This window comes from Psychrobacter sp. LFX-11D (assembly GCF_904846475.1).
GTDB classification, from domain to species: domain Bacteria; phylum Pseudomonadota; class Gammaproteobacteria; order Pseudomonadales; family Moraxellaceae; genus Psychrobacter; species Psychrobacter cryohalolentis.
Map to the genome: position 1 here is coordinate 37,060 of NZ_CAJHAV010000016.1, position 25,773 is coordinate 62,832.

Annotated in this window: 23 protein-coding genes; 14 read left to right on the forward strand and 9 right to left on the reverse strand. The window is 42.7% G+C overall.

Translation table 11 applies throughout. The annotated features are described in order from the left end of the window. Positions 1-464: 464 nt before the first annotated feature. Positions 465-2,075 carry a glycerol kinase GlpK gene (gene glpK, locus JMX75_RS11075; protein ID WP_201532354.1) on the reverse strand — a complete coding sequence of 537 codons (1,611 nt, stop codon included), beginning with the start codon at positions 2,073-2,075 and terminating at the stop codon, positions 465-467. Between the two features lie 515 nt (positions 2,076-2,590). Here glpK and JMX75_RS11080 point away from each other — a divergent pair. The 4 genes from JMX75_RS11080 to JMX75_RS11095 all read left to right on the forward strand — a co-directional run bounded on the left by JMX75_RS11080 (position 2,591) and on the right by JMX75_RS11095 (position 8,219). Next, a complete protein-coding gene (locus tag JMX75_RS11080) occupies positions 2,591-4,342 on the forward strand; it encodes a TolC family protein (protein ID WP_201532355.1) in 1,752 nt (583 codons plus the stop codon). An 89-nt stretch (positions 4,343-4,431) separates the two neighbouring features. Further along, a complete protein-coding gene (locus tag JMX75_RS11085; protein ID WP_133104136.1) occupies positions 4,432-5,715 on the forward strand; it encodes an HlyD family secretion protein in 1,284 nt (427 codons plus the stop codon). Positions 5,716-5,718: 3 nt separating this feature from the next. Further along, positions 5,719-7,023 (forward strand): ABC transporter permease, encoded by a 1,305-nt coding sequence (locus JMX75_RS11090; protein WP_133104135.1) that lies wholly within the window; start codon positions 5,719-5,721, stop codon positions 7,021-7,023. Further along, positions 7,023-8,219 (forward strand): ABC transporter permease, encoded by a 1,197-nt coding sequence (locus JMX75_RS11095; protein WP_201532356.1) that lies wholly within the window; start codon positions 7,023-7,025, stop codon positions 8,217-8,219. The genes JMX75_RS11090 and JMX75_RS11095 overlap by 1 nt, the downstream gene beginning before the upstream one ends. An 86-nt stretch (positions 8,220-8,305) precedes the next feature. On the opposite strand, the gene sthA is transcribed toward JMX75_RS11095, so the two are convergent. Together sthA and JMX75_RS11105 are read right to left on the reverse strand one after the other, a co-directional pair. Further along, on the reverse strand, positions 8,306-9,949 hold the full coding sequence (gene sthA / locus JMX75_RS11100; protein ID WP_011513373.1) for a Si-specific NAD(P)(+) transhydrogenase: 1,644 nt from the start codon (positions 9,947-9,949) through the stop codon (positions 8,306-8,308). Positions 9,950-10,146: 197 nt separating this feature from the next. Next, positions 10,147-10,995, reverse strand: a complete 849-nt coding sequence (locus tag JMX75_RS11105; protein WP_041753451.1) for a pyruvate, water dikinase regulatory protein — start codon at positions 10,993-10,995, stop codon at positions 10,147-10,149. 422 nt (positions 10,996-11,417) lie between these two features. Here JMX75_RS11105 and ppsA point away from each other — a divergent pair, with 422 nt between their 5' ends. The 6 genes from ppsA to JMX75_RS11135 all read left to right on the forward strand — a co-directional run bounded on the left by ppsA (position 11,418) and on the right by JMX75_RS11135 (position 16,913). Further along, complete coding sequence (gene ppsA, locus JMX75_RS11110; RefSeq protein WP_133104133.1) at positions 11,418-13,802, forward strand: phosphoenolpyruvate synthase; 2,385 nt, start codon at positions 11,418-11,420, stop codon at positions 13,800-13,802. A gap of 155 nt (positions 13,803-13,957) precedes the next feature. Next, on the forward strand, positions 13,958-14,956 hold the full coding sequence (locus JMX75_RS11115) for an RDD family protein (protein ID WP_201532357.1): 999 nt from the start codon (positions 13,958-13,960) through the stop codon (positions 14,954-14,956). A gap of 290 nt (positions 14,957-15,246) precedes the next feature. Beyond that, positions 15,247-15,642: a 30S ribosomal protein S6 gene (gene rpsF, locus JMX75_RS11120; protein WP_011513370.1), complete on the forward strand. Its 396-nt coding sequence runs from the start codon at positions 15,247-15,249 to the stop codon at positions 15,640-15,642. A gap of 16 nt (positions 15,643-15,658) precedes the next feature. Continuing rightward, the gene (rpsR, locus tag JMX75_RS11125; RefSeq protein ID WP_010198808.1) at positions 15,659-15,889 is read left to right on the forward strand and encodes a 30S ribosomal protein S18; all 231 of its coding nucleotides are present in this window, start codon (positions 15,659-15,661) and stop codon (positions 15,887-15,889) included. Positions 15,890-15,909: 20 nt separating this feature from the next. After that, positions 15,910-16,422, forward strand: coding sequence for a 50S ribosomal protein L9 (rplI, locus tag JMX75_RS11130; RefSeq protein WP_011513369.1), 513 nt, complete (start codon positions 15,910-15,912; stop codon positions 16,420-16,422). Between the two features lie 221 nt (positions 16,423-16,643). After that, positions 16,644-16,913, forward strand: a complete 270-nt coding sequence (locus JMX75_RS11135; protein WP_201532358.1) for a hypothetical protein — start codon at positions 16,644-16,646, stop codon at positions 16,911-16,913. Between the two features lie 42 nt (positions 16,914-16,955). On the opposite strand, the gene JMX75_RS11140 is transcribed toward JMX75_RS11135, so the two are convergent. Genes JMX75_RS11140 through cobT form a run of 3 tightly spaced genes read right to left on the reverse strand, consistent with a single transcriptional unit; the run spans position 16,956 to position 19,427 of the window. After that, on the reverse strand, positions 16,956-17,507 hold the full coding sequence (locus tag JMX75_RS11140; RefSeq protein WP_149492519.1) for a histidine phosphatase family protein: 552 nt from the start codon (positions 17,505-17,507) through the stop codon (positions 16,956-16,958). A gap of 43 nt (positions 17,508-17,550) precedes the next feature. Further along, positions 17,551-18,384, reverse strand: a complete 834-nt coding sequence (locus JMX75_RS11145) for an adenosylcobinamide-GDP ribazoletransferase (RefSeq protein ID WP_201532359.1) — start codon at positions 18,382-18,384, stop codon at positions 17,551-17,553. After that, on the reverse strand, positions 18,384-19,427 hold the full coding sequence (cobT, locus tag JMX75_RS11150) for a nicotinate-nucleotide--dimethylbenzimidazole phosphoribosyltransferase (RefSeq protein ID WP_201532360.1): 1,044 nt from the start codon (positions 19,425-19,427) through the stop codon (positions 18,384-18,386). The genes JMX75_RS11145 and cobT overlap by 1 nt, the downstream gene beginning before the upstream one ends. A 231-nt stretch (positions 19,428-19,658) precedes the next feature. Here cobT and JMX75_RS11155 point away from each other — a divergent pair, with 231 nt between their 5' ends. Both JMX75_RS11155 and JMX75_RS11160 read left to right on the forward strand, forming a co-directional pair. Beyond that, a complete protein-coding gene (locus JMX75_RS11155; protein WP_201532361.1) occupies positions 19,659-21,017 on the forward strand; it encodes a GntP family permease in 1,359 nt (452 codons plus the stop codon). 20 nt (positions 21,018-21,037) lie between these two features. Next, positions 21,038-22,174 (forward strand): glycerate kinase, encoded by a 1,137-nt coding sequence (locus JMX75_RS11160; RefSeq protein ID WP_201532362.1) that lies wholly within the window; start codon positions 21,038-21,040, stop codon positions 22,172-22,174. A 38-nt stretch (positions 22,175-22,212) separates the two neighbouring features. On the opposite strand, the gene JMX75_RS11165 is transcribed toward JMX75_RS11160, so the two are convergent. Next, the gene (locus JMX75_RS11165; RefSeq protein ID WP_201532363.1) at positions 22,213-23,082 is read right to left on the reverse strand and encodes a LysR family transcriptional regulator; all 870 of its coding nucleotides are present in this window, start codon (positions 23,080-23,082) and stop codon (positions 22,213-22,215) included. 92 nt (positions 23,083-23,174) lie between these two features. Here JMX75_RS11165 and JMX75_RS11170 point away from each other — a divergent pair, with 92 nt between their 5' ends. After that, a complete protein-coding gene (locus tag JMX75_RS11170) occupies positions 23,175-23,675 on the forward strand; it encodes a lactoylglutathione lyase family protein (protein WP_201532364.1) in 501 nt (166 codons plus the stop codon). A 212-nt stretch (positions 23,676-23,887) separates the two neighbouring features. After that, the gene (locus tag JMX75_RS11175; protein ID WP_201532365.1) at positions 23,888-24,712 is read left to right on the forward strand and encodes an enoyl-CoA hydratase; all 825 of its coding nucleotides are present in this window, start codon (positions 23,888-23,890) and stop codon (positions 24,710-24,712) included. Between the two features lie 101 nt (positions 24,713-24,813). Here JMX75_RS11175 and JMX75_RS11180 read toward each other — a convergent pair whose 3' ends face one another. Continuing rightward, complete coding sequence (locus tag JMX75_RS11180) at positions 24,814-25,242, reverse strand: tetratricopeptide repeat protein (protein ID WP_201532366.1); 429 nt, start codon at positions 25,240-25,242, stop codon at positions 24,814-24,816. Between the two features lie 157 nt (positions 25,243-25,399). Then, positions 25,400-25,738: a RidA family protein gene (locus JMX75_RS11185; RefSeq protein ID WP_201532367.1), complete on the reverse strand. Its 339-nt coding sequence runs from the start codon at positions 25,736-25,738 to the stop codon at positions 25,400-25,402. Positions 25,739-25,773: the final 35 nt, after the last annotated feature.

Here is a 25,773-nt window from a genome sequence, read left to right on the forward strand (position 1 = left end):
ATCATGATCCTCTATAATGTTGTCATTTTCATGTCTAATAACAGTATTGTTGATTGTCTGATCATTACCAGTCAATCGGCGCTCATTATCATCGATAATACGCTCTCTATCACCAACTTCAAGATAGTCATCAGTAATCACACGGTTATTCGAGTCTGTAATACGGCCATCGTTATTCATAATATCTTCCTTAATTGATTTGTTATATATTCTATTTATCATCAATCCACTTAATAGCAATATAAGCCAGATTAAGCGTTTTATTAAATCTTCTAAAGTATAGGAACTGAGTTCAAAGACAGATAGGTCGAATATGTAAACTGTGTCAAAATCACGATGGTATTGCGTTACAGTCTGTATCTGTACCAAAACTTTGTCAACTGACATAGTCTCTAGGCAAGTCGATTACATAATATTGAAAAACGGCTATTAAGTAATAAGCAAAACACTATCTATCATGGTAATCAAGGCACTATTAATGCTCTACTGATAGCTTGTTGCCATTTATACAGATGCTTTTCACGCACATCTATAGACATATTAGGCTCAAAAACTCGATCTACCTGCCATGAGGCCTTCATCGTTGTATCATCATATAAACCTGTTTTTAAGCCAGCAAGTAAAGCGGCTCCTTTTGCGGTAATCTCTGTGTCTCTTGGACGCAGTACCGGCACATTCAATAAATCTGCTTGGAACTGCATCAACAAATCATTGTTTGCCGCGCCCCCATCTACCCTTAATTCAGTGAGTGGATGCGGGCTGTCTTTTTGCATGGCAATGAGCACATCGTATGTTTGATAAGCAACCGCCTCGAGTGCTGCTCTTGCAATATGGGCTTTGGTCGTACCGCGACTCATACCAGTAATACTGGCACTGATATCTGAGCGCCAATAAGGGGCACCTAATCCCGTAAATGCTGGCAGCAAAACCACCTCTTCACTACTCTCAACTTGCCGAGCCAAGTCTTCTACCTCGCCGCTTTTTTGAAACATACCTAGGTTGTCACGCAGCCACTGTACAATTGCACCCGCCATAAAAACACTGCCCTCTAACGCATAAGTTACTTCTCTACTTGGAGGCTGTAGCATGCGTCTGCCAGATTGGACGATTTGTTCGAACGAGAGATTGTCTGGGCGAGTTGGTGCAGATTTTCGTTGCCATGCAATAGTTGTGAGTAGCTTATGTTCACTAAGCAGCGGCTTTTGACCGATATTCATCAGCATAAAACAACCAGTGCCATAAGTATTTTTAGCCATGCCCGTCTCAAGACAGCCTTGACCAAAAAGTGCTGCTTGCTGGTCACCTAATACTGCATGAATTGGGATTTGCTTGGCAAATAATCCCTTTTTAGTTTTGCCAAAGTCGCCATCAGATGGCAGGACTTTGGGCAAAATATTCATGGGTATGCCAAATCGGGCGCACAACTCCTCCGACCATGCCAGCTTATGAATATCGTATAGCAAGGTACGAGAAGCATTGGTGACATCAATGACATGCTCACCGCCTGTGAGCTTATATATCAGCCAGCTGTCTATGGTGCCAACTGCTATCTCACCTTTGCTGGCGCGTATGCTTAATTTAGGATTTTGATCTAGTAACCAAGCGATTTTACTGGCACTGAAATATGGATCTAAACGCAGACCTGTAATACGTTGCACTTCGCTTGCCATATCACCTTGGCTATTATTACTAACCGTACCACTTTGCGGCGTGGCGGCTAAGTTCTCAGTAGCAAGCGCTTCACAGTAGCTCGCTGTACGCCTGTCTTGCCAAATAATAGCGGGGGCAAGTGGCTTACCTGTTTGCTTATCCCACATGACTATAGATTCACGCTGATTGGTAATAGCGATACTGCTAACATCGGTGGCGAGTAGCCCTGCCTGATTGATGACGTCATGAGCGCAGCTGATTTGCGTCTGCCAAATTTGCTGGGCATCTTGCTCAACAAAACCGGCTTGCGGTGTCTTTAAGACCGTTGGCTGCTGTGCCATTTTGATTGGGCGCGCATGATCATCGTACAATATAGCCCGACTTGACGTTGTCCCTTGATCTAACGCTAAAATATATCCTGCCATTACTCACATCCCATCTTGTCTTGTCTTGTCTTATTTGAGTCTAATATTATTATTTATTAACTATAAATTTATAAAATCTAAAATTCAGTATAGATAATGCTATCCATTTTATAGATAGTACTTACAAAAAATTTAAACCTATGCAATTAGGAAAATTAGAGTAAAAACAAGTTGTTAGCCTATATCAGCCGTTTATTAAATGATGCTATTATTCATTATAGTTAAAAGCATTACCATAAACCCTTTGTTGATACAATGCAGAATAAGCAAATAGTGAGCATTGACCCGTCACTATTGTGGCACTACAGTGTACGCTTTGTCATCCATGACAAATTTTAGATCGAATCATATTTGATAATTTAGTCTATTTAGCAGCACATTTTGCATAATATTTAGCTTAGATTATCTCTAGCATAAATAGTACTCAGCATGACTAATACTGTTTATACATTGCGTGTGATTCTAGACACCTTTTAACTTGTACCTTGTATTCTAATTAATGGCTTACGTGACCTATGAAATTTGCTCTATCGACTCTGTCCACTGCCGTGATGACGATTACGCTCATGAGTATAGCGGCGACTGCCTCTGCACGCGCTAGTGAGCATATGAATGAGTCACAAAATGAGGTGATAGCTGTCAATGTGACACAGATTATCGACGCCGACAATCAAAACAATGCATCAAGTGCACTTGATATGGTCAATCAAAATATCACCTCTAAAACGGTATCCTCTAAGCATGCAGCTTCTGCAAACAAATCTTCTATAAACGAAGCTTCTTTAAAATCAGCGACGATACGTGGCGACAGTACGGGCGAGGTCTCTGGACGTCAAGCAGCTCTAAGCACGCTTATCGATCCTATTACCCATAAAAGCATAGAGAATAGCTATCCGTTAGAAGTGTCTAGCTTGTTAAGTCTTGAGCAAGCGCAAAATATTTTGCTGCAAGTATCCCCAAAAATCGCTGCCAATCAAGCCGCTATTGCTGCCAGCGAATATCAAACGGATGCCCTCAAAACTATCGACCACCCACTTGTATTTGCCCGTGTTTCAGCCACTACCTACAATTTGGATGCGGACATTGATCTATCGTCGCTAAAAAACGGCATCGTTAATGATATTAATAATGGGGTTGGTGACATTATTCCGCCCATTCCAGATTTGCCAAATTTTGGTGAATTGGTTGGTGAGCGTATCCCAGATAACTACGAGTTAAAACGCTCAGGCTCTACGGCGGGCGCAGGACTTGGGGTAGTATGGCCTATTTATACCGCTGGACGTACTGCCGCTCTGACAGGCGCGTCCAATGCTCGTACTCAAGAAGCCGTAGCTGACAGTATATTGGACAAAAACGAGCTTTATAACACCTTGATTGAGCGTTATTTTAAAGCGCAATTGGCAATCATTGCCGCCTATTTACGCGACGATGCCTATGATACCTTGCAGCAGACTGACCATATGGCGCAGCGGCTTTTTGAAGAAGGTTTTATATCGCGGGTTGATCGCTTAGAAGCGCAATCGGCACTTGCTGATGCCAAAAGTGAATCTGTCAATGCCAATAATGATGCACGTCTTGCTATGATAGCTTTACAGCGTCTATTGCGCACTGAGTATCGCATTAAACCTCGCACACCTTTGTTTGTCTCAAGCCGACCCTTACCTGATGTCAGCTACTTTCAAGATTTGGCACTGACCAATCACCCAGGTCTACAAAAAGTCGCCGCCAAACGTGCTCAGGCTCAGCAATTGCATGCGCTATCGGATACTGGTTACAAGCCGACTGTGATGCTGTATGGCTACGGGCAAATTGAAAAAGACCCAAGCTGGGTCGCTGGCGTATCGGCGAGTTGGAAATTATGGGGCGGTCTGGATAAAACTGCGTCTCTGGCATCAAGTAATGCCAAGATACGTCAAGCTGATTTGTCTGAGATTGAAGTCAGTGACAACCTATTATTACTGGTTGAAAAAAACTGGCATGATGTGAATAACGCCCAATCACGCTATCAAGCTCTACAAAGCAATGTAGAGCTTGCGGCAGAAGTCTTGCGTTTGCGCAGGCTTGGATTACAAGAGGGTTTAAATACGCCAGTCGAGATTGCCCAAGCGCAAACGCAGTCGTTAAAAGCACGTACGGAGCAAGCGCAAGCAGCTTATAGCTATGTTCAATCACTTGCTGCTCTTATGCAAAGCTGTGGTACGCCCCTTGCCTTTAATGCCTATCTCAATGCCGCCGATATTCGGCTACCCACTTTATATGACAAATAACATCGCCCATTTATCGTCTTAGCAATATCAGACGACAAACGATTTATTTTGCTTATTACCGACTCTATTGCTTTAGGAATCTCACTGTCATGACTGAATCTACCAACGAATCAGGCGACTCGCGCAAACTAGGTGGCTTAAATACATCGACTGGATCGACCAATACTAACGATAATCCAGCGCCCACGAACATGGATTCTACGGTCGATGCAAATGATGCTGATGCGTCTAAGACTGATATGAATAACAGCACTGATGCCGATAGGGACACCAATACTGATACTAGCATTGAGCCGGAGCAAACGGTGCCAAGCTATAAGCGCCAGTCAGCAAAAGATAATAAATCAACAAAGATTAAAAAGGCGATTTTGGCGCTGGTGATTTTAGTTATTTTGGGTGTGATTGCTTATGGTTTATACAAGAGCAATCAGCATAGCGAGCCGCAAATTATTACCCTCCAAGGGCAAATGCAAATGCAGCAAACGTCTATCGCAGCAAAAGTACCGGGGCGTATTGCAAAAATATTGGTAACAGAAGGTGATGCCGTAACGGTCGGTCAACAGCTAATAGAGATGGATTCGCCTGAGATTAATGCAAAAATCAATCAGGCACGTGCTGGCAAACAGATGGCACAAAGCCAGCTAGATAAAGCAGAAAATGGGGCGCGCCCGCAAGAAATCGCTCAAGCAAAAGCAGCATGGCAAGCTCATAAAGCAGCATCTGACTTGGCAGAAAACACTTATCAGCGTGTTAATCGTCTATATGAAGAAGGACTAATGGCGCGGCAAAAGCGTGATGAAGCCTATGCACAATATTTGGCAACTCAAGATCAAACTGAAGCAGCACGCTTACAGTATGAGTTAGCGATGGAAGGCGCACGTAGTGAAGATAAGTCAGCGGCGACTGCACAAGTTGCGCAAGTCGATGCGCAATTAGAAGAAGCATTGGTAGCGAAAGAAGAAGCCAACTTAAAAAGCCCAATCTCTGGTGTCGTCGATAATGTCATCGTCAATGCAGGTGAAGTGATCGGTCAAGGTGTGCCGCTGCTAACCTTAGTCAATACCAATGATCAATGGGTCGTCTTAAATGTCACGGAAACCTACTTAAATCAGTTTGCGATTGGTCAGCGGTTCATGGGTACTATTCCCGCTTTATCATCACCTGAAAAGCCTTATACCAAGCAATTCACTGTTTATGCTACTTCAACCTTGTCTGACTTTGCCACTTGGCGACCGACTAATAATGATGATGGTTTTGATGTTCGTACCTTTGAAGTAAAAGCCCGACCCACTAACCCTGATAGACGTATTCGCTCAGGTATGAGCGTAGTTGTACGTCTCAATCCTGCCCTCGTTAATCAGAACCAAGAGTAAGCTATGCGCCTGACGAAGCTAAAGGATGCTTTTGTACGCAGTGCAGCTTACGAGCGACGTTTTTTGGTAAAAAATCCGTGGGACTTGGCGATGGTGTTCTGGATACCGCTGGCTACTGTGCTATTAATTTGGTGGATTTTTTCACAAATACAAATCACTGATTTGCCTATTGGCGTGATTGATAATGATCGGGGGCCTGTTGCCAATACGGCATTACGGTATTTGGAAGCCAATCCTAATTTGACGGTAAAGCAGCTATATCATACGCCTGCTGCGGCAAAAGCTGCTATCTTGCAGCGTGATATCTATGCAGTCGTCATTATCCCTGAAGATTTTTCTCGTAATATCTTATTAAGTAAGCCTGCTCCTATTGTACTCCAAGTCAATGCCCAATATGGCACCCACTCTGGCATTATCCAAACCAGCGTACAGTCTGTCATCGGCACCTTATCCGCAGGCGTTGAGATGAAGCGCTTGGTCAAGCAAGGGATGGCTCCATCACAAGCTGCGATTGCCTACTCTCCTATTAGCATTCAACGTATTAGCTTGTTTAATGCTGCGACTGATTATCAGCAATTTTTGGCATCGACAGTCATTCCTGCTCTGTTGCATATTTTGGCAATGGTCATTGGCGCAACGACGATCGGCCGTGAATTGCGTGACAAGCGAATCGGACGCTGGTATCACTTTATTAATGGCAGTCATGTTTCTTTAACATTACCACCTAAAGATGATCAACCTAATAATGACAGCCAACCTAGTCCATTAGATAATGTCTCAGCCAGTCAAAACCAAGCACCAGAAGAAGTAAGTATACCGGTATTGGTAGTTGGTTTATTGGGCAAGTACTTTTGGCCGCTACTGGCTTATAGTATTTGGTCGATATTGGCTTTATGGCTGGCAGCGCCGCAACAATCGATTGCTATTAGCGCGCTCATGGTAACCTATATAAGCCTTATATTATTAATGATGTTATCTTTCTGGCTTGGCGCTATATTTACCTTAGGCTCCTTCTCATTGCGTATGGGTTTATCGGCGACGGGTTTTATCTCAGCACCTTCTTATGCGTTCGCTGGGGTGACGTTTCCTTATGTCGCTATCAGTAAGAATGCCCAGCATTGGTCAGATGTGTTGCCGCTTACCCATTATCTTAAGCTGCATATTGCACAGTTACAGATGCAAGCGCCTGTCATCATATCCTTACCAATTGTTTATGGGCTGACGCTAGCAACACTCGTTACGCTATATTTAACGGCCTTACTAAGCAAACGCGCATTAGCGCATCCTGAACGCTGGGGAGCACGCTGATGTCATCCAATTCAAATCATAAATCGTCTACTAAAATAGTAGTATCAGAGGAAATTCTGGCATCACCAAGCTTCTTTGGCAGCTTTTTACAAACCATAAAAGACGTGTTTTCTGATAAAGGTGTGCTGTTACTATTGATGATTGCACCGATTATCTATGGTTTCTTCTATCCTTGGCCGTATTCTACCGAAGTTGTAAACCACGTGCCTGTTGGCATTGTTGATAAAGACAATAGTCCTTTATCGCAAACCATCGTTCGCTATGCCAGTGCCAGCCCGCAACTAGATACGAAACGCTTCTTAAATGAGCAGCAAGCCATCGATGCCATATGGGCGGATGACATCGCAGGCTACATGATTATTCCAAGCGGACTTGAACAGCAAGTGTTGTCAGGCAAAGCCGCTAGCGTCAGCGTGCTTGGTAATGGCGGCTATTTTTTATTAAATAAAAACGTACAAATGGGATTTTTGCAAGCGGTTAGTACCGTCTCAGCTGGCATTGAGGTAAAGAAAAACGTGGCACAAGGGGCGTACTTAGCGACTGCTTCTGCCAAAACTCAAGCCGTACCGTTAAAGATTATCCCTTTATATAATCAAACGGAAGGTTATGGCGCTTACGTCGTGCCAGCGGTATCTATTCTTATCTTGCAGCAAACGCTTTTGATGTCAACGGCGATGTTGATCGGCACTTGGTATGAGCAACGACGCCATAGAACTAACATTCGTGGCTGGCTTGGGCGGATTGCCGCGCTAAGTATGTTTAGCTTTGTGATTGGCTGTTTTTATTACGGCTGGGCATTTGAGCTTCATGACTATCCGCGCGGGCAAAACATGCTCGGCAGTTTATTATTCTTGCTGCTATTTTGTCCGACAGTCGCCACACTTGGTTGCGTGCTTGGACTTTGGTTTCGCCAGCGCGAGCGTAGTATGCAAATTTTAATTTTTAGCTCATTACCGATGTTTTTTGTCAGTGGTTATCCGTGGCCTGCCCATCAGCTTCCTGAATTCTTGCAAATCATTCGTTGGTTATTGCCAACGACACCAGGTATCAATACTTCCGTGCAGCTTAACCAAATGGGCGCCAGTATTGCACAAGTAGCGACAGGATTTTATGCGTTGGCAGGATTGTGGATTTTTTACTTTATTCTACTGTTGCTATTCCGCTGGTTAACGTCAGAACATAGAAATGCTTATTAAAGTTAATAACATATTAGCCATGATAAAAAAAGCGCCTGTATAATTACAGACGCTTTTTTATTGACTCAGTTTAATATCATTAATCGTTAGAACACCCGATTAAGACCATTCAATGCCGCAACGCGATAGGCTTCTGCCATTGTTGGGTAGTTAAAGGTGGTATTGACAAAGTATTCAAGCGTGGCATTACATTTCATCACGGCTTGCCCAATGTGGATAATCTCTGAGGCATGGTTGCCGTAGCAGTGAATCCCTAAAATCTCTAACGTCTCACGGTGGAACAAGATTTTTAGAACGCCTGAACGCTCACCAATGATTTGCGCGCGTGCAAGATGCTTAAAGAAAGCCTGACCGACCTCATAAGGAACTTTGGCATCGGTTAATTCTTGTTCCGTTTTACCGATACATGAAATCTCAGGTATCGTATAAATACCTGTTGGTACGCTCGATACGGGCTCTGCATCACGGTCACCGACCATAAATGCCGCCGCACAGCGCCCTTGGTCGTAAGCGGCAGAAGCTAATGAAGGCCAACCGATAACGTCGCCCGCTGCATAAATATTTTCAACTTCGGTACAGTAAGTATCATCAACTTTCAGCTGACCGCGGCTATTGGCTTCTAGACCTAGGCATTCTAAATTTAAGCCTTCAGTATTACCTGAGCGTCCATTCGACCATAAAATAGCGTCTGACTTGATTTTCTTACCACTTTTTAGATGCAAAATCACACAGTCATCATGCGTTTCTAAATGGTCAATCTCTTCATTGCTGCGGATAACCACGCCAAATTGACGGAAATCATGAGCGATGGCGTCACTGATTTCACTATCCAAATAGCTTAGCAGTTGATTCTGGTTATTAATCAAATCTACTTTATAGCCAAGACCGGTGAAGATAGACGCATACTCACAGCCAATCACGCCAGCGCCATAAATAATGATTTTCTTAACGACATAATCCATCTGTAGGATTTTATCAGAATCAAATACGCGTGGATGATTAAAGTCTAAGATATCAGGGCGGTATGGACGGCTGCCGACCGTAATGATAGCTTTGTTAAAGGTGATCGTTTCAAAGGTATTTTCATCAATTTCGATACGTATCGTGTTTTTATCGATAAAATTTGCCCAACCATGAATCACTTCGATTTGGTTGCGCTCATAGAATCTGGTGTGCGTCTGAACCTGTTGCAGAATCACTTTTCGAGCTTTAGCTAACACGATATTCAGCGGGACTTGATGATAGTCCATGGCCTTAGTAAACATCTGGTCACGGCGAAAGTTAATCAAGTTAAAAACGGACTGGCGCAAAGCTTTACTTGGAATCGTACCAACGTGGGTACAGTTACCGCCTACTTGCTCACGCGGGTCAATAACTACCACCTTCTTACCCGATTTGGCAAGTTTCATGGCAGCAGCTTCACCCGCAGGACCTGCACCTAATACGACCGCATCATATTCAAACTCATGCTTATCGCTTTTTAGACGTTGTGAATCCTTAGTAAAGCCCGATTTTACGTCGATACGTGTATCATCTAGTGGATTGACCAAATCTGGATGATGCATGATATCTTCAGTAACTTGCTCATGCGTTTGTTCGATTTTCTCTTTCTTATTTTTACCCTCAGTATGCTCGGGGTTTGGCACACGACCACTTTCCTTATTAGACACCTCAGTTTTAATATCTTTACCAGTATCATTGGTCGCGTCGCCTATCGTTTTGCTTCCCATCGTGTCCTCTTTATTCATTTATGAATCTGTTTTTTAGCTCGCGGACGCCTTCATCTTTATAAATGTCTAGATAAAAATATCCATGGTGCTAAAGTGTGTCCACCATACGTGGTGATACGTTATTTTGCAATACAGCCACGACTACAACTGTTTTTTTCAAAAGTATTGTTTTTCAGAAAAATAGAGGCCGAGCTCAATTAGCCAATGCGGCGTTTGAGACCAGTCATCTGTAATATACGCGTGGCAATCTCTTCAACAGACATCTCTGACACATCAAGGCTTGGAATCCCCTGTGAGGTATAAATTCCTTGTATTGCACGCTGTTCTTGCTGACATTGCTGATAACTTGAGTAGCGACTACCCGCGCGACGCTCTTGGCGGATTTTCACCAAGCGATCCGTATCGATAATCAGACCAAACAACTTGTGTTTATGCTCACGCAATGCTTTAGGTAGCTGGTTGTCGTTTAGGTCTTCTTCGGTTAAAGGATAATTGGCCGCTCGAATACCAAATTGTAGTGCCAAATATAAGGAGGTTGGCGTTTTACCAGAGCGTGAAACGCCAATCAAAATAATATCTGCTGCATGATAATGACGGGTACGAGCGCCGTCATCGTTATCTAAAGCAAAATGCACCGCATCAATACGCTCTTTATAAGTCTCAGAGTCGACGTTATCATGTGCATGACCTGAATGCCCATCTGGCTCCACGCCTGTCTCTTCTGCTACGCGACCGATGAGACCTTCATACATATCAAGATTACAACTGTGCGCTGAATTGATTTTTTCACGAATCTCAGGACTGACAATGGTATCAAATACCAATGGCAGCAAGCCATCTCGCTGATAGGCGGTATTGATTTGCACAACTGCATCTTCAGCACGTTCTAGATTATCTACATAAGGCAATACTCGAGTCTCAAAGGGCACTGAAGCAAATTGGCTTAAAATAGCACGGCCAAGCGTTTCTGCTGTAATCGCCGTGCCATCAGAGATAAAAAACGCCGTTCTTATGTTTTGAGCGTTATCAACTTCTAGTGCTTTCATATTTTGAATCGTAGAATTGGGTTGTGGTGACGAATGATTTACATACATAACGTTGATACCTTATTTTTAAATCCTTGGTTGAAACCTCAGTAGCAGCCTTTCATTTTTAGCATCTAGCGCTTCATAATTTGGTCATATGCGTCTCAAATTTTCACCTTTATTATACGCATAATAGACGCTTAATAGTAATCAATGTTACAGGCGTACACTTAGACTTACATAGATTTTTAAGACTCGGCTCAATGTAAGATCGATATTTATCGTGCCAAAATTTATGATCTATCCCAATAAATATGTAGCAAATCTCACAATTTGTAGCTTTTTCATCATTTTTTTGCTTCAAGCTCTCGAATTTCTCAAAATATAGGGGTATAATCGACCATTATAATCTTTACTAAATAACCTTATTTTCTGGAGTTATCATGGCAGCGCAATCTACAGCACTTGTAATTAACCTTGATCAGTTAGGAAAAGACGACATTGAAATGGTCGGTGGCAAAAACGCTTCACTTGGTGAAATGATCAGCCATCTATCTGATTTGGGCGTTAGTGTTCCAGGCGGCTTTGCCACAACTTCAAATGCTTTTTACCAGTTTCTAACAGAAACAGGCTTACTTGACAAAATTAACAACGAGCTTAAAACACTTGATGTTAATGATGTCAATAAACTGGCTGAAACTGGCAAAAAAATCCGTACTTGGATTATTGAGCAAGAACTGCCAAAAGATCTTGAGCAAGCGGTTCGTGATTCATTCGAAGCAATGAGCGATGGTAAAGAAATCGCGGTTGCTGTACGTTCTTCTGCTACTGCTGAAGATTTGCCAGACGCCTCATTTGCCGGTCAACAAGAAACGTTCTTGAACATTCGCGGCATTGATAACGTCCTAATCGCGATTAAAGAAGTTTTTGCTTCTCTTTATAATGACCGTGCTATCTCTTATCGTGTGCACAAAGGTTTTGAGCACGAAGGCGTAGCGCTATCTGCTGCTGTACAGCGTATGGTTCGCTCAGAAACTGGCGCTGCAGGCGTTATGTTCACACTAGATACCGAAAGTGGTTTTGATCAAGTGGTCTTTATCACTTCAAGCTATGGTCTAGGTGAAATGGTTGTACAGGGCGCCGTAAACCCTGATGAATTCTATGTATCAAAGCAATTACTTGCTAACGGCAAACCTGCGATTATCCGTCGCAACTTAGGTAGCAAGCATAAGAAAATGATTTATGGTGATGAAGGTAGTACCACCAAATCAGTTAAAGTCATTGATGTTGAAAAAGAAGATCGCATGCAGTTCTCTTTGTCTACGGAAGAGCTGACGTCACTTGCCAAGCAAGCGATGACCATTGAAAAGCATTATGGTCAAGCAATGGATATCGAGTGGGCAAAAGACGGCGACACCAATGAAATCTTTATCGTTCAGGCTCGTCCTGAAACGGTTAAGAGTCGCCAAGACAGCAATGTCATGGAACGTTATATCATCGATACGACTAACGCTAAAGTATTGTGTGAAGGTCGCTCAATTGGTCAACGTATCGGTTCAGGTAAAGTCCGTATCGTTAGTAACCTAAATGAGATGGATAAAGTACAAGAAGGCGATGTATTGGTATCAGACATGACGGATCCGGATTGGGAACCAGTCATGAAGCGTGCTTCTGCTATCATTACTAACCGTGGTGGTCGTACTTGTCACGCAGCGATTATCGCTCGTGAGCTAGGCGTCCCTGCTATCGTTGGTTGTGGTAATGCCACTGAGCTATTGGTCGATGGTCAAGATGTGACTGCTTCTTGTGCTGAAGGTGATACTGGCTTCATTTATGAAAGTCAAATCGACTTTGAAGTACAGACCAACTCTGTAGAATCTATGCCTGAGCTTGCCTTCAAAGTCATGATGAACGTTGGTAATCCAGATCGTGCCTTCTCATTTACGCAAATGCCAAACGAAGGTATTGGTCTGGCACGTTTAGAATTTATCATTAACCGTATGATTGGCGTGCATCCAAAAGCATTGCTAAACATGAACAGCTTGCCACGTGAAATTGCACAAGCTATCAATGAGCGCATCGCTGGTTATGCCTCACCTGTTGACTTCTATGTGGACAAATTGGTTGAAGGTATCTCAACGCTCGCTGTCGCCTTTATGGATCAGCCAGTGATCGTTCGTATGTCAGATTTCAAGTCAAACGAATATGCTAACCTGCTTGGTGGTAAGTTATACGAGCCATCAGAAGAAAACCCAATGCTTGGTTTCCGCGGTGCCAGTCGTTATGTGTCTGATAACTTCCGTGACTGCTTCGAGCTTGAGTGTAAAGCACTGAAACGTGTACGTGACGAGATGGGCTTGACCAACGTCGAGATTATGATTCCATTCGTCCGTACCGTCGGCGAAGCCAAACAAGTCATCGAATTGCTTGAGAAAAACGGTCTAAAACGTGGTGAAAACGGTCTACGCATTATTATGATGTGTGAGCTACCAACCAACTGCTTACTAGCAGAAGAGTTCCTAGAGCATTTTGACGGTTTCTCAATCGGTTCAAACGATTTGACTCAGTTGACTCTAGGTCTTGACCGTGACTCAGGTATCGTCTCACATCTATTTGATGAGCGTGACCCTGCGGTTAAAAAGCTGTTGTCAATGGCAATTGATGCTTGCCGTAAGCAAAACAAATATGTCGGTATCTGTGGTCAAGGTCCATCAGACCATCCAGATCTAGCTTTATGGCTCATGGAGCAAGGCATCAGCTCAGTATCATTGAACCCTGACTCAGTACTAGATACTTGGTTCTTCTTAGCGGGTGAAGAAGCGAAATAAGCTGTAACGTTACGTCACAACGTTAATTCACACCGTCATTTAAGATACAATTACTAGGGTCTATTTGATTTTTTCAAATAGACCCTAATATAATGTATGATCAATAGTGACTGAAAAGCAGTTTTTTAAAACAGTGACTTAAGACATGACTAACTATGCAGGCAATTATGCAGATTTTCCTTGCTCGAAATAACGTACAAGCCGGTCCCTACACTTTGGATCAGCTCAATATTATGCTCACCTCTGGTGAAGTGCTATTAGATGATTTGGTCTGGCATGACGGCTTAGATCAGTGGCAGCGCGTGGGTAACTTAACTAATAATCAAGCCTTTTATCGCCCAACTCATGTAGCGATGCCTGAGGTCAATGATTCTATCATCAACAACGTTACTATCTTCCCAGAAGACGATGCAGCAGATACCAATAAAGACAAACAATCGGTGTCGCTAGATCGTTTATATGGCAAGCCTGAACGTTCAAAAGACACGGCTAAAAACACCAAAGCAGATATGACAACCAATCGTCATCACACGCCAAATAACAACGTGTCATTAAATAAGTCTAACGCGACCAAAGCTGCTTCAGCGAAAGGCAAAGTAGTGGGTAATGTGATACTGGCTCCTATCATGTCACGGATATTGGCAACGGCGCTGAATGCTTTACTGTATTTATTGGCTATTTTTCCACTAGTCATGGCGTTGACCAAGATGGATGTCGATTATACCAAGTTCCAAAATATCCAAGATATGGACGCTGCTTATCAGTACTCAGTGACGTTGATGGAAAGCTTGCCTAGTAGCACGTTGATGATCTCGCAGGTCATGGTCTTTGGTTTGTTTGCCTTGCAATTGTTATTTATCATTTTGCGTGGTCAATCACTGGGCAAAATGATTACAGGTATTCGCGTGGTTGATCAAACCACCCATCGTCTACCATCATTTTTAAAGCTTATTGGTATGCGTACCTTTTTGCTGTTTATCATTTATAACTTATTGTTCTCGTTTACCAGCTTTTTGGGTTTCGTTATTGTCGCCATTCATTATTATATGGCGTCTAAAAGCCCTGAAAACATTGGTTGGCACGACAAATTGGCCAAAACTTTGGTAGTTAAAGCAGATAGCAGTCAATTGATAAAAGAGCCAAAAATAAAATAATCCTATTTTTGACTATAAATAATATCTCTTATGTTTGTCATAGAAAGCAACGTATCAGCGTTGCTTTTTTATTGATAAAGAAACAAGGTATTCGATTAATAATTTTTATTAACAGTTGCGCATTGATTAACCTTTGTGTTCATCAGTGACTACTGTTATAATACGGCGCTTTATAAACTAAGCTTATTCTCTGTTAATTATTTATAATAATGGGTAGGATTTGAGCTTACCTTATAAATCTCCTTGCTATTAACATAGGGTTAATAGCTACTAATCCGTAAGGAGTCATAATGCGACATTACGAACTGGTGTTACTTGTACACCCAGACCAAAGCGACCAAGTGGTCGGCATGGTTGAACGCTATATCAAGTTGGTTCAAGACAACAACGGCACTATCCATCGTCTAGAAGATTGGGGTCGTCGTCAACTTGCTTACCCAATTAACAAGATTCACAAAGCTCATTACGTTCTTTTCAACATTGAAACTGACGGCGAGACTTTAGCTGAACTTGAAGAATTATTCCGTTATAACGACGCGATCATTCGTAGTCTAGTTATGCGCCGTGATGATGCTGTCACTGAAGAGTCGCAGTTAGCCAAGAATGCCGATGAAAAACGCGCACGCAAAGCTACTACTCGTCGTCCAGACAGTAATGATGACAACGACAACCACAGTGATGACTAATTAAAGGAGCATAATCATGGCACGTTTTTATCGCCGTCGCAAATTCTGCCGTTTCACTGCTGAAGGTATCACTCACATCGATTATAAAGATGTTGAATTGCTAAAACAGTATATCAGTGATAATGGCAAAATCGTACCAAGCCGTATTACCGGTACGTCTACTAAATATCAGCGTCAACTAGCGACTGCTATCAAGCAAGCTCGTTATTTATCGCTACTTCCATACACTGATAACCATCAGGGTTAACCGTTAACTAGGAATGACTCATGCAAATTATTTTGTTACAGCGTATCGTCAACCTTGGCAAACTCGGTGAAACTGTCGATGTAAAACCAGGTTACGGACGTAACTTTCTTATCCCTTTGGGTAAAGCACTACCTGCTACTAAAGCTAACATTGAAAAGTTCGAAGCACGTCGTGCTGAACTTGAAGCTGAAGAAGCAAAAGAAGTAGCGGTTGCTCAAGAACGTGCTGACGCATTAACTGACGTTAATGTTATCATGCGCGCTAAATCAGGTGACGAAGGCAAGCTATTCGGCTCTATCGGTACACGCGATATCGCTGAAGCATTGACTAACTCAGGTCTAGAAGTTGACCGTGCTGAAATCAAGCTGCCTGAGGGCACTTTGCGTCAAATTGGTGAATATAATGTTGATATTCAACTACATCATGACGTTACGGCTACTATTCTAGTTACCATTCTTTCTGAAGATGGCGACAACGAAGATTTAGACGAAGACAACGCTGCAGACGAAAACGAAGACTATTCTGAAGAGTAATCTTTAGCATACTGAGTTTTAGTCGCAATAAAAAACCAGCAACTTTAGGTTGCTGGTTTTTTTTGTGTTGGATTTGGACTTCGTTATTTATATTAGTACTGATACAGACAATAAACACTGTATACGCAATGACAAAAGACTATTGATAACGTCTGTTGTATTCTAATCCTACTAGTCACTATGCTGACGATATCTATTTTATGAATGAAATCTAGGATACCATGATAAATACTGATGACACTTTACGATGTACTCAAGGCAATGACTTTTATACCGAAGGCAAAACTTATAAGGTTGGTAGAATCGTTAATAATAAATACTTCCAAATATTAACCGATAATAATACTGACCATTGGTATGCGACCTTAGATGACAAAGGCATTTATGTGAGCTTTGATTCGGCTATAGCAGAAACTGAGAGAGCATGTTTTGAGAAGATTAATGATCTATCAAATGACTGTCAGTCGCATTTCAACACTTTTAAACTATAATTAAATATTAAAAACGGTCATTATAATGACCATTTTTTTTGGTTAAATATCAATACGACTACAGGATAAATATCCTACAGAGTGTGGCCAGTTAATTGCAAGGTTTGGTACCTCTTGACCAGTCGCGATCATCTTAGCGGCATTGATCCAACCAGCATGACCGATGGCTAATACTGGATGATCTTTTTGCTCAACTGCAATTTTATCCAACCAGCTCTCCGCTCGATTAAACAGCTGTTGCAAATTTTCACCATGATCAGGCGCAAAGTGGGCAAAATTATTGCACCATTCATCAATTTGTTGTTTCTCAATCTGTTTCCAAGACTGACCATCCCAATCACCGAAATGAATCTCAGCCAATTCAGGTGCGACTCGACACTCAAAACCGCGCTGTGCCAATATTTCCCCGACCTTTAGTGAACGCTGTAAGGGGCTAACCCAAATCACTTTTGGTAATTGTTGTAGACGTACAAAGCGCTGTATTTTATTGGCAAGGCGTTTTAGTTTACGTTTATCGACCTCTACATCTGTCTGTCCAATACAGAGACCACCAGCCGTAACTGGTTTTGGATGACGCCAAATATACATAATCATGAGTGCGAGTATCCTTTCTTAGCATCATTTTTAACGCTTTGGCTTAAATTAAGGGCAATGAAGCGGCCAGTCCAATATAAATAGCAATTTCGCTAAGCTGCTGCGTGGCTCCTAAGCCATCACCCGTATAACCATCTAAACGTCTATGTAATAAGCGCCGCATATAATCTGTCGCGCCTATGCCTAGCAATAAAGCCAATAACCATTGCCAAATACCAATCTGTTGCATGGTATTAGGGAAAACCAGTGTGACCAAAGTAATAGCCAATATTAGCCAACCACTGCTATATATAGCTTGTAATGGTGTCAGCTGCTGTGCCATCGGTTTTGCTTTGGCATGTTCAATCTCTCCGCCATAAGGCAATAGCGTCAGTAAACTAATACAAAATAAACGTGACGCAGTATGCCCAATAATGAGTGCAACGATAGCAACGGGTATTGGCATCGCAGTAAGTAAGCTGATTTTAAGCAATAGCGCTGAGACCAAACCTAATACGCCATACGTGCCTAGGCGTGAGTCTTTCATAATCTCTAAAGTGCGCTCGCGAGTGAGTCCGCCACCTAGCCCATCGCAACTATCGGCAAGTCCATCTTCATGAAAAGCACCTGTTAACTTGATACCAAAAGCCGTACTTATCACTGCCGCAACTAGCGGTATGAATAAGAGACTGCTAAGCCAAAACACGCCAGCACAAAGCAAACCTATCAGTAAGCCTACCGCTGGAAAATAACGGCTGCTTTGGTGCAGCCACTGCGGATCATAATGGCTAAAAGACGGGACGGATATACGGGTTAAAAACTGAACAGCAACCAATATCAATCGGGCTTCATAACGAAGGCGCTGCAATACAGACAGCTTTGAGGATGAACTTTGCATCACTTGCTTTGCTCACTGATACCAGCATCACTAAAACTTGCCATCTCATTGATAATGGCACAGGCAGATTGTAATAGTGGATACGCTAATGCCGCACCACTACCCTCGCCTAAGCGCATACCCATATCAAGTAATGGCTTAGCATTCAGCAGTTTTAATAAATGCGCGTGCCCTGGTTCAACTGAGTGATGAGCAAAGATAGCATATTGAGCAACGCCCGGCTCTAAACGCTCAGCGACCAATAATGCGCTACTAGCAATAAAACCATCGATTAACAAAATACGACGTTCACTGGCAGCCTGCATCAGCGCGCCTGCCATCATAGCAATCTCAAGCCCGCCTAATGCAGCAAGCACATCGAACGGCGCTTGTACTTCACTGTGACGCTCTAATACTTGCGTTAAGATATTTGCCTTATGCTGCAAGCCTGCATCATCGAGTCCTGTACCGCGACCGATACAATCAGCAATAGACAAGTCGCCAAGTCTCGCTAGCAAAAGACTTGCCGCTGAGGTATTACCGATGCCCATTTCACCGACAATCAATAGATTACCCGCCATGTTCTTAACCACGTTCATACCGCTTTCTAACGCAGCTAAACATTCTACTTGTGTCATCGCAGCTTCTGTTAGTGCATCACGGCTACCATGTCGAATTTTATAATCTAGCAGTTGCGGATGAGCATCAAAATCCGCATCTACCCCAGCATCGACTACTTTTAGCTCAATATTATGCTGACGTGCTAAGACATTGATGGCAGCGCCGCCTTGCAAAAAGTTATAAACCATCTGTGCAGTGACTGCACTAGGATACGCAGACGTGCCATGCTTGGTTAAACCATGATCGGCGGCAAATACTCGAATTTGAGGTTGCTCAATCTTTGGCATAATTGTGCCTTGAATCATACCTAACTGCAGAGCGAGCGTCTCTAAACGTCCAAGTGCGCCAATTGGTTTGGTCTTCTGGTCAATGATTTGCTCTAGCTGCTGGCGTAGCAAATTATTTTCGATATTGGGAATTATCGGGGCATTAAATATGTTCAAAGGAAGTATCCTAAATCTGGTACATGTCAAACAAAACCCACATACTAGCAGAGTATCTCAGCTTTACCATGAATAAAATCAAATATGAGCCGAATAGATTTCCTAGCAACGTAGATTTACTATAGAATATGCCCCTTTAAAAATTCATATGACTATTGATGCTTTATGAAGTGCACGCTGCATGAGCCTCATAATTTTTCATAAGACATTAACAACTATATAGAGATAGTGATGATCGTATTTTGGCTGGTGCTGACCATTCTTTTTATTATTTTTGCCACCGCAAAACTCAAGTGGCATCCTTTTTTAGTATTGATATTATCTGCCTTCTTGGTCGCACTGTTTTACCAAGTACCGCTTAATACGGTCGCCAAAACTATCTCTGATGGCTTTGGCGGTATCTTAGGGTATATCGGTCTGGTCATTGTATTTGGTACCATTATCGGCTTAATCCTTGAAAAAACAGGTGCCGCCATTGTGATGGCAGAGACAGTCATTAAAGTCTTGGGACCACGCTTCCCTACTTTGACGATGTCTATCGTAGGTGCCGTGGTATCTGTACCAGTGTTTTGCGATTCAGGCTATATTATTTTAAACTCGTTAAAAGAGTCTTTGGCTGAGCGCTTAAAAGTATCAAGCGTGGCGATGAGTATTGCCTTAGCAACTGGCTTATATGCCACTCATACCTTTGTACCACCGACACCCGGTCCAATTGCAGCAGCAGGAAACTTGGGACTTGAGTCAAATTTGGGCTTGGTCATCATGGTCGGTGTAGTTGTGACAACTGTTGCCGTACTTGCCGGTTGGTTATGGTCCAATCGCTTCCTGAATGCCACTCCTGACAATATTGATGCAATCGACGCGCCAGCTGCGACTGTGCCGAATAACATGAAAACTCGCGACGACTATAGTAAGCTACCGTCGGCAACCATGGCATTTTTACCTATTATCGTGCCTATTGTCTTGATTTGCTTATCGTCTGTTGCTAACTTACCTAGTACGCCATTTGGTACAAGTACCATAACAGATATCTTGGTATTTATTGGCAATCCATTGACAGCCCTACTGATTGGTTTGTTTCTATCATTTTTACTCATCAATACTGAACAAAAAACACAGCAAATCAGCGATAGTATTTCTCAAGGTCTGGTGGTCGCAGCGCCTATTCTCTTAATCACTGGCGCTGGCGGCGCGTTTGGCGCTATGCTAAAGGTCACACCAATTGGCGATTATTTAGGGACGACTTTATCCGCTTTGGGACTTGGTATTTTTATGCCGTTTATCGTCTCTGCTGCACTAAAAACAGCACAAGGCTCAACTACTGTTGCCTTGGTAACCACCTCTGCGATGGTCGCACCACTATTGGGTCAAATAGGTCTCGATAGTGAGCTTGGTCGCGTATTTTGTGTGATGGCAATTGGTGCAGGCGCGATGACTATCTCGCACGCTAATGACAGCTTTTTTTGGATTGTCAGCCAGTTTAGTCGTATGAGTGTGGCACAGGCTTATAAAGCCCATTCTATGGCGACTGGTATTCAGGGCGTGACCAGCATCATCTTTATTTGGTTATTAACCTTGGTATTTATTTAAAGAGATTCAAAGAGACATTCATGAAAATTTTAATTGCTCCCGACTCATTTAAAGAAAGCTTAGAAGCACTGGATGTTTGCCGCGCCATTCAATCTGGCTTCAGCCAAGTGTTTCCAGATGCTGACTATAAACTGCTACCTATGGCAGATGGCGGTGAAGGGACTTCTGCAGTATTGTCTTACGTGCTAGGTGGCCGCTGGAAAGAAGTGCGCGTCCATGACCCTTTAATGCGACCGATTAGCGCAAAATATTTATTACTGCCTGATGCAACTGCGGTCATCGAAGTTGCTCAAGCTTGTGGTTTACATCTCTTGACTGTGGCAGAGCGCAATCCAGTCATCGCGAGCAGCTATGGCGTTGGCGAGCTGATTGCAGATGCTTTAAGGGAAGGTGTCAAACGTATTATTATCGGTCTTGGTGGTAGTGCCACCAATGATGCAGGACTTGGTATGCTAACCGCACTTGGCATGAGGTTTCATGATAGTGATGACCATACATTAGCCCAAGGCGGCGGCGCGCTTGCCAACTTGCAACGATTAGATGCGACAAGCTTCCATACTAGCGTGTTGGAGACAGTATTTGAAGTAGCCTGTGATGTGACCAATCCTCTATGTGGCGAATTGGGTGCCAGTGCAATATTTGGTCCTCAAAAAGGCGCTAGTCTACAGCAAGTCAATGATTTGGACCAAGCATTGAATCATTTTGCAGGTGTATGTGAGCAGCATGGCTATCAAAATTATCAAGAGATAGCGGGTGCTGGCGCAGCAGGTGGTCTTGGCTATGCGTTAATGAGCTTTTGCCAAGCTGAGCTGAAATCAGGTTTTGATACAGTGGCAAAAGTTACCAACCTATCACAGCACATTGCCGATGCAGATTTGGTTATTACTGGTGAAGGCAAGCTTGACGCTCAGTCTGCCATGGGTAAAGTAGCTGGCGGCATTAGTCACATTGCCAAAGCCCGCCATACGCCAGTGATTGCGATTTGTGGCAGTGTTGATGGACTAAAACCGGCTCAAACCAGTCAGTTTGATGTCATCATGCCCAGTATCCAAAAGCTAGAGTCCATCGAGAACATCTTTAAAAATGCTTATCATAATGTTGAAATCACTGCCACCAATATTGCTGCGGCAATAAAACTGGGTCAAAGTATCAAGTAGGCTTTATACGGCTACTTAAGATACTCTATTAGACGCTGTTATAGCCATTTTTTTACCTCATTGAGGACGATTTGCATCCTATTCGGCAGTACCTGCTGGCGGCGTACAGCAAAGTACAGGGTTTCACTAACTGAGACTGGCAGCTGATGACATTTAAGCAGCTGCGGGTTTGGATACGCGGCAACTGCGTGCGCTGGTAATACGGTAAATCCAAGCCCCCTACTTACCGGCTCTAAAATCATACCTATCTGATTAGAAAAGCCTTTTTTAATAAAGTCATTGATGTGTCCAAATTCAGGATAATTGGCGCTCAACAGCAAACTGGCATGATGTGCGCCATCAGGATGATCAATAAATCCAAGCTTGGTAAGTGCTTCCCAGCTAGGCTCCATCATCGTGACTGGTGTCACCAGTAGTAGCGCTTCTTGAGCCACCGGCTTGCAGCTGACCGTCTCATCATCCGAGATAGTTGTCATAAAACCTATATCAATCTCATGCTTGGAGAGCGCCTGCTCTATATCTGTATTGGGGGCAAAACGGTAATCAATCACCAGCTGTGGATGCTGCTCTTGTAATGTTAACAGCTTAGGATAGAGCTTTAACCCAACGCTGCCAGGCGACATAATTCGAACCAGTCCCTCATAATACGGATCGTCACCGATACGCTGCTCTAAGCGTGATAAGCGCTGCAAGATATCCTCTGCCTCTCGATAAAGCTGCTCACCTGCATCTGTCAATGAAAACTGCTTACCTTGACGAATCAGCAAGTCAATATCCAACTGATTCTCAAGCTTACGTATATGCTGACTAACCCCTGACTGCGTCATATATAGACGTTCAGCCGTTTGAGTAAAATGTCCGACTTCCACCAAGGTGCAAAAGGTACGTAGCCATGTGGTATTAATCATTACAATACATACTTATCTTTATAATAAACAATAATTTTACGTAATAGACATAACTTTGTAAACTACTCCCATATCAAAAAGGAGTACAAATCATGAATAATGTTTATCCAAGAAGCTTTTCACATATTGGTCTTTCAGTACCTGACCTCGATGCCGCTGTCAAATTTTATACTGAAGTGATGGGTTGGTATACCATAATGAAGCCGACTGAAATTACTGAAGATGACAGTGCTATTGGTGAGATGTGTACCGAAGTCTTTGGTGCAGGTTGGGGCAGTTTTCGTATCGCTCATTTATCGACTGGCGACCGTATTGGTGTAGAGATTTTTGAATTCAAAAATCAAGAAGACCCTGACAATAACTTTGAATACTGGAAAACAGGTATCTTCCATTTCTGTGTTCAAGATCCTAATGTGGAAGAGCTAGCCGAACGTATGGTTGCCGCAGGGGGTAAAAAGCGGATGGAAAAACCTCGTTATTACTACCCTGGAGAAAAGCCATATCGTATGATTTATATGGAAGATCCGTTTGGCAATATCGTTGAGATATACAGCCATAGCTATGAGCTGATTTACAGTGAAGGCGCTTACTAAAGGGCGCTAACAGTAATTAACGCTTTGAAACGATTGCCTTTAAAACATAAAAATAGCGCTCTTATATGATAAGGGCGCTATTTTTATATGGGCTATATTCAGTATCACAGAGATATTGCTTAACTAATTAAGCATGCTACTATTTGGGTTATTATTTAATTAGCTTTTGCGCTTTTACACTAAGTTTAAATACCCATTATCAAGGACGATAAATGACCCAATTTAACCCCATTCAATCAGTGACTCCCTCGACGAACACCAATGAGCCATTGGTTATTAGAAAAAATTCAGGCAGTGTTGTAACTTTGACACTTAACAGTTCCAAACAATTCAATGCTTTATCTGTTGAGTTGCTAGCTGCTATGCAAGCGGAGCTGGATAATATTGCCCAAGACAAAACCATACAAGTGCTGGTGATTGCCGCAAATGGCAAGGCATTTTGTGCTGGTCATAATCTAAAAGAGATGCGTACCAATCCAGATGAAGCATTTCAGCGCGCTTTATTTGAGCAATGTAGTCAGATGATGCTTACCATCAATCAAATGCCGCAAGTTGTCATTGCCAAAGTACAAGGCATCGCTACCGCTGCTGGTTGTCAACTGGTCGCAGCCTGTGATTTAGCTGTTGCCTCAGACAATGCCAAATTTGCCACCTCTGGTATCAATGTAGGGTTATTTTGCTCTACCCCTGCGGTGGCAGTCAGTCGCAACCTATCTCGCAAGCAAGCATTTGAGATGCTGATTACTGGTGAATTTATAGATGCCCACACTGCACTACAGCAGGGACTGATCAATCGTGTGGCAAGCGCTGAGCAATTAGACCAGATGCTACAGTCTCTGATAGACGCTATTACCAATAAATCTTCAGTCGCTCTTAAAACTGGCAAAACAATGTTTTATAAGCAACTGGATATGGAATTGGCAGATGCTTACGAGTATGCCAGCGAGGTGATGAGCTGCAATATGATGGCGGATGATGTAAGTGAAGGGATTGACGCCTTTATCGAAAAGCGTTCTGCCATATGGACAGGACGATAAGAACAATAGAGTTATTCTATAATGCAAAATGTCTCTGTTGGCGTTGGCAGCGCCACTTTTTTAAATAACAAAGGCGTTTTTTAAATAAGAAATGGCAATAACTAAGATTGCTCAGCTAATAATCTGGCAAGCATCTTATTTATCTCACTTTTGAATGCTTTATCGTCGAGCTTACTGGCAGTAATTTTAGCACTCTGTAAGCTTTGAATCGCTGCCTCTGTCTGTCCAAGCTCGCTCTGTAGCTCAGCCATTGAAAAGGCAATCGATGATAAATGCTCTTTTGATTGAATCGCTGCTGCTTTATCCAAGGCTTTTTGGTAAATAACTAATGCCTCATCCAAATCTTCCGTAAAATCTGCCAATGTCTCCCACTGCTCTGGATGATCCTTATTGCCTTTCTCATTTTCAATGCACAAGTCTTTTAGCTGTACATACAGCGTATCAAATGTCTCTTTATCATTGGTACTGTCTGCTTCTAATAGCTTTTCTGCCAACACATAAATTGAGTGATAAATTTTATTATTAATCATTTTTTTATAACCTTTTTTTGCTGCTCATCAGATAACTGTCAATACTGTCAACGAGGTTAATTATAGACTATTTGCATACGTTACTCATTAAAAAGGGCGTGATAGTCATATCACGCCCTCTCATCATTATTCAGTTTTAAGCAGCAGGTACTGGTATTTATTCAGCAGCGATAGCTGTAATCTCAACCAATAGCTCAGGACGTGCCAACGCAGATTCACCGCAAGCACGGGCTGGTGGTTGTACACCTTCAAACCACTTGTCCCACACTTCATTCATTGCCGCAAAATCCGACATGCTCTTCACCCAGACGGTCGCCATTAATAGCTTTGATTTGTCACTACCAACTTCTTGCAACAAGCTTTCGATCTTCTCTAGGCAAGTTAAGGTTTGGGCTTTGATATCATCTTCAGCGTTACCCACTTGACCACATAGATAAACAGTTTTGTTGTGCACCACAATCTTACTCATGCGCTCACTGCTATGAAACTTTTTCATTACTCTTTATCCTTATAGATGTGTATTTACAGGCT

What these genes read in the sequence shown, in the direction of transcription:
- JMX75_RS11095 (WP_201532356.1), top strand. Translation starts at nt 7,023, where the DNA reads ATGTCATCCAATTCAAATCATAAATCGTCTACTAAAATAGTAGTATCA.
- JMX75_RS11105 (WP_041753451.1), bottom strand. Translation starts at nt 10,995, where the DNA reads ATGAAAGCACTAGAAGTTGATAACGCTCAAAACATAAGAACGGCGTTT.
- JMX75_RS11175 (WP_201532365.1), top strand. Translation starts at nt 23,888, where the DNA reads ATGACCCAATTTAACCCCATTCAATCAGTGACTCCCTCGACGAACACC.
- sthA (WP_011513373.1), bottom strand. Translation starts at nt 9,949, where the DNA reads ATGGGAAGCAAAACGATAGGCGACGCGACCAATGATACTGGTAAAGAT.
- JMX75_RS11135 (WP_201532358.1), top strand. Translation starts at nt 16,644, where the DNA reads ATGATAAATACTGATGACACTTTACGATGTACTCAAGGCAATGACTTT.
- ppsA (WP_133104133.1), top strand. Translation starts at nt 11,418, where the DNA reads ATGGCAGCGCAATCTACAGCACTTGTAATTAACCTTGATCAGTTAGGA.
- JMX75_RS11165 (WP_201532363.1), bottom strand. Translation starts at nt 23,082, where the DNA reads ATGATTAATACCACATGGCTACGTACCTTTTGCACCTTGGTGGAAGTC.
- rpsF (WP_011513370.1), top strand. Translation starts at nt 15,247, where the DNA reads ATGCGACATTACGAACTGGTGTTACTTGTACACCCAGACCAAAGCGAC.
- glpK (WP_201532354.1), bottom strand. Translation starts at nt 2,075, where the DNA reads ATGGCAGGATATATTTTAGCGTTAGATCAAGGGACAACGTCAAGTCGG.
- rpsR (WP_010198808.1), top strand. Translation starts at nt 15,659, where the DNA reads ATGGCACGTTTTTATCGCCGTCGCAAATTCTGCCGTTTCACTGCTGAA.
- rplI (WP_011513369.1), top strand. Translation starts at nt 15,910, where the DNA reads ATGCAAATTATTTTGTTACAGCGTATCGTCAACCTTGGCAAACTCGGT.
- JMX75_RS11145 (WP_201532359.1), bottom strand. Translation starts at nt 18,384, where the DNA reads ATGCAAAGTTCATCCTCAAAGCTGTCTGTATTGCAGCGCCTTCGTTAT.
- JMX75_RS11185 (WP_201532367.1), bottom strand. Translation starts at nt 25,738, where the DNA reads ATGAAAAAGTTTCATAGCAGTGAGCGCATGAGTAAGATTGTGGTGCAC.
- JMX75_RS11090 (WP_133104135.1), top strand. Translation starts at nt 5,719, where the DNA reads ATGCGCCTGACGAAGCTAAAGGATGCTTTTGTACGCAGTGCAGCTTAC.
- JMX75_RS11080 (WP_201532355.1), top strand. Translation starts at nt 2,591, where the DNA reads ATGAAATTTGCTCTATCGACTCTGTCCACTGCCGTGATGACGATTACG.
- JMX75_RS11155 (WP_201532361.1), top strand. Translation starts at nt 19,659, where the DNA reads ATGATCGTATTTTGGCTGGTGCTGACCATTCTTTTTATTATTTTTGCC.
- JMX75_RS11115 (WP_201532357.1), top strand. Translation starts at nt 13,958, where the DNA reads ATGCAGGCAATTATGCAGATTTTCCTTGCTCGAAATAACGTACAAGCC.
- JMX75_RS11140 (WP_149492519.1), bottom strand. Translation starts at nt 17,507, where the DNA reads ATGATTATGTATATTTGGCGTCATCCAAAACCAGTTACGGCTGGTGGT.
- JMX75_RS11180 (WP_201532366.1), bottom strand. Translation starts at nt 25,242, where the DNA reads ATGATTAATAATAAAATTTATCACTCAATTTATGTGTTGGCAGAAAAG.
- JMX75_RS11085 (WP_133104136.1), top strand. Translation starts at nt 4,432, where the DNA reads ATGACTGAATCTACCAACGAATCAGGCGACTCGCGCAAACTAGGTGGC.
- JMX75_RS11170 (WP_201532364.1), top strand. Translation starts at nt 23,175, where the DNA reads ATGAATAATGTTTATCCAAGAAGCTTTTCACATATTGGTCTTTCAGTA.
- JMX75_RS11160 (WP_201532362.1), top strand. Translation starts at nt 21,038, where the DNA reads ATGAAAATTTTAATTGCTCCCGACTCATTTAAAGAAAGCTTAGAAGCA.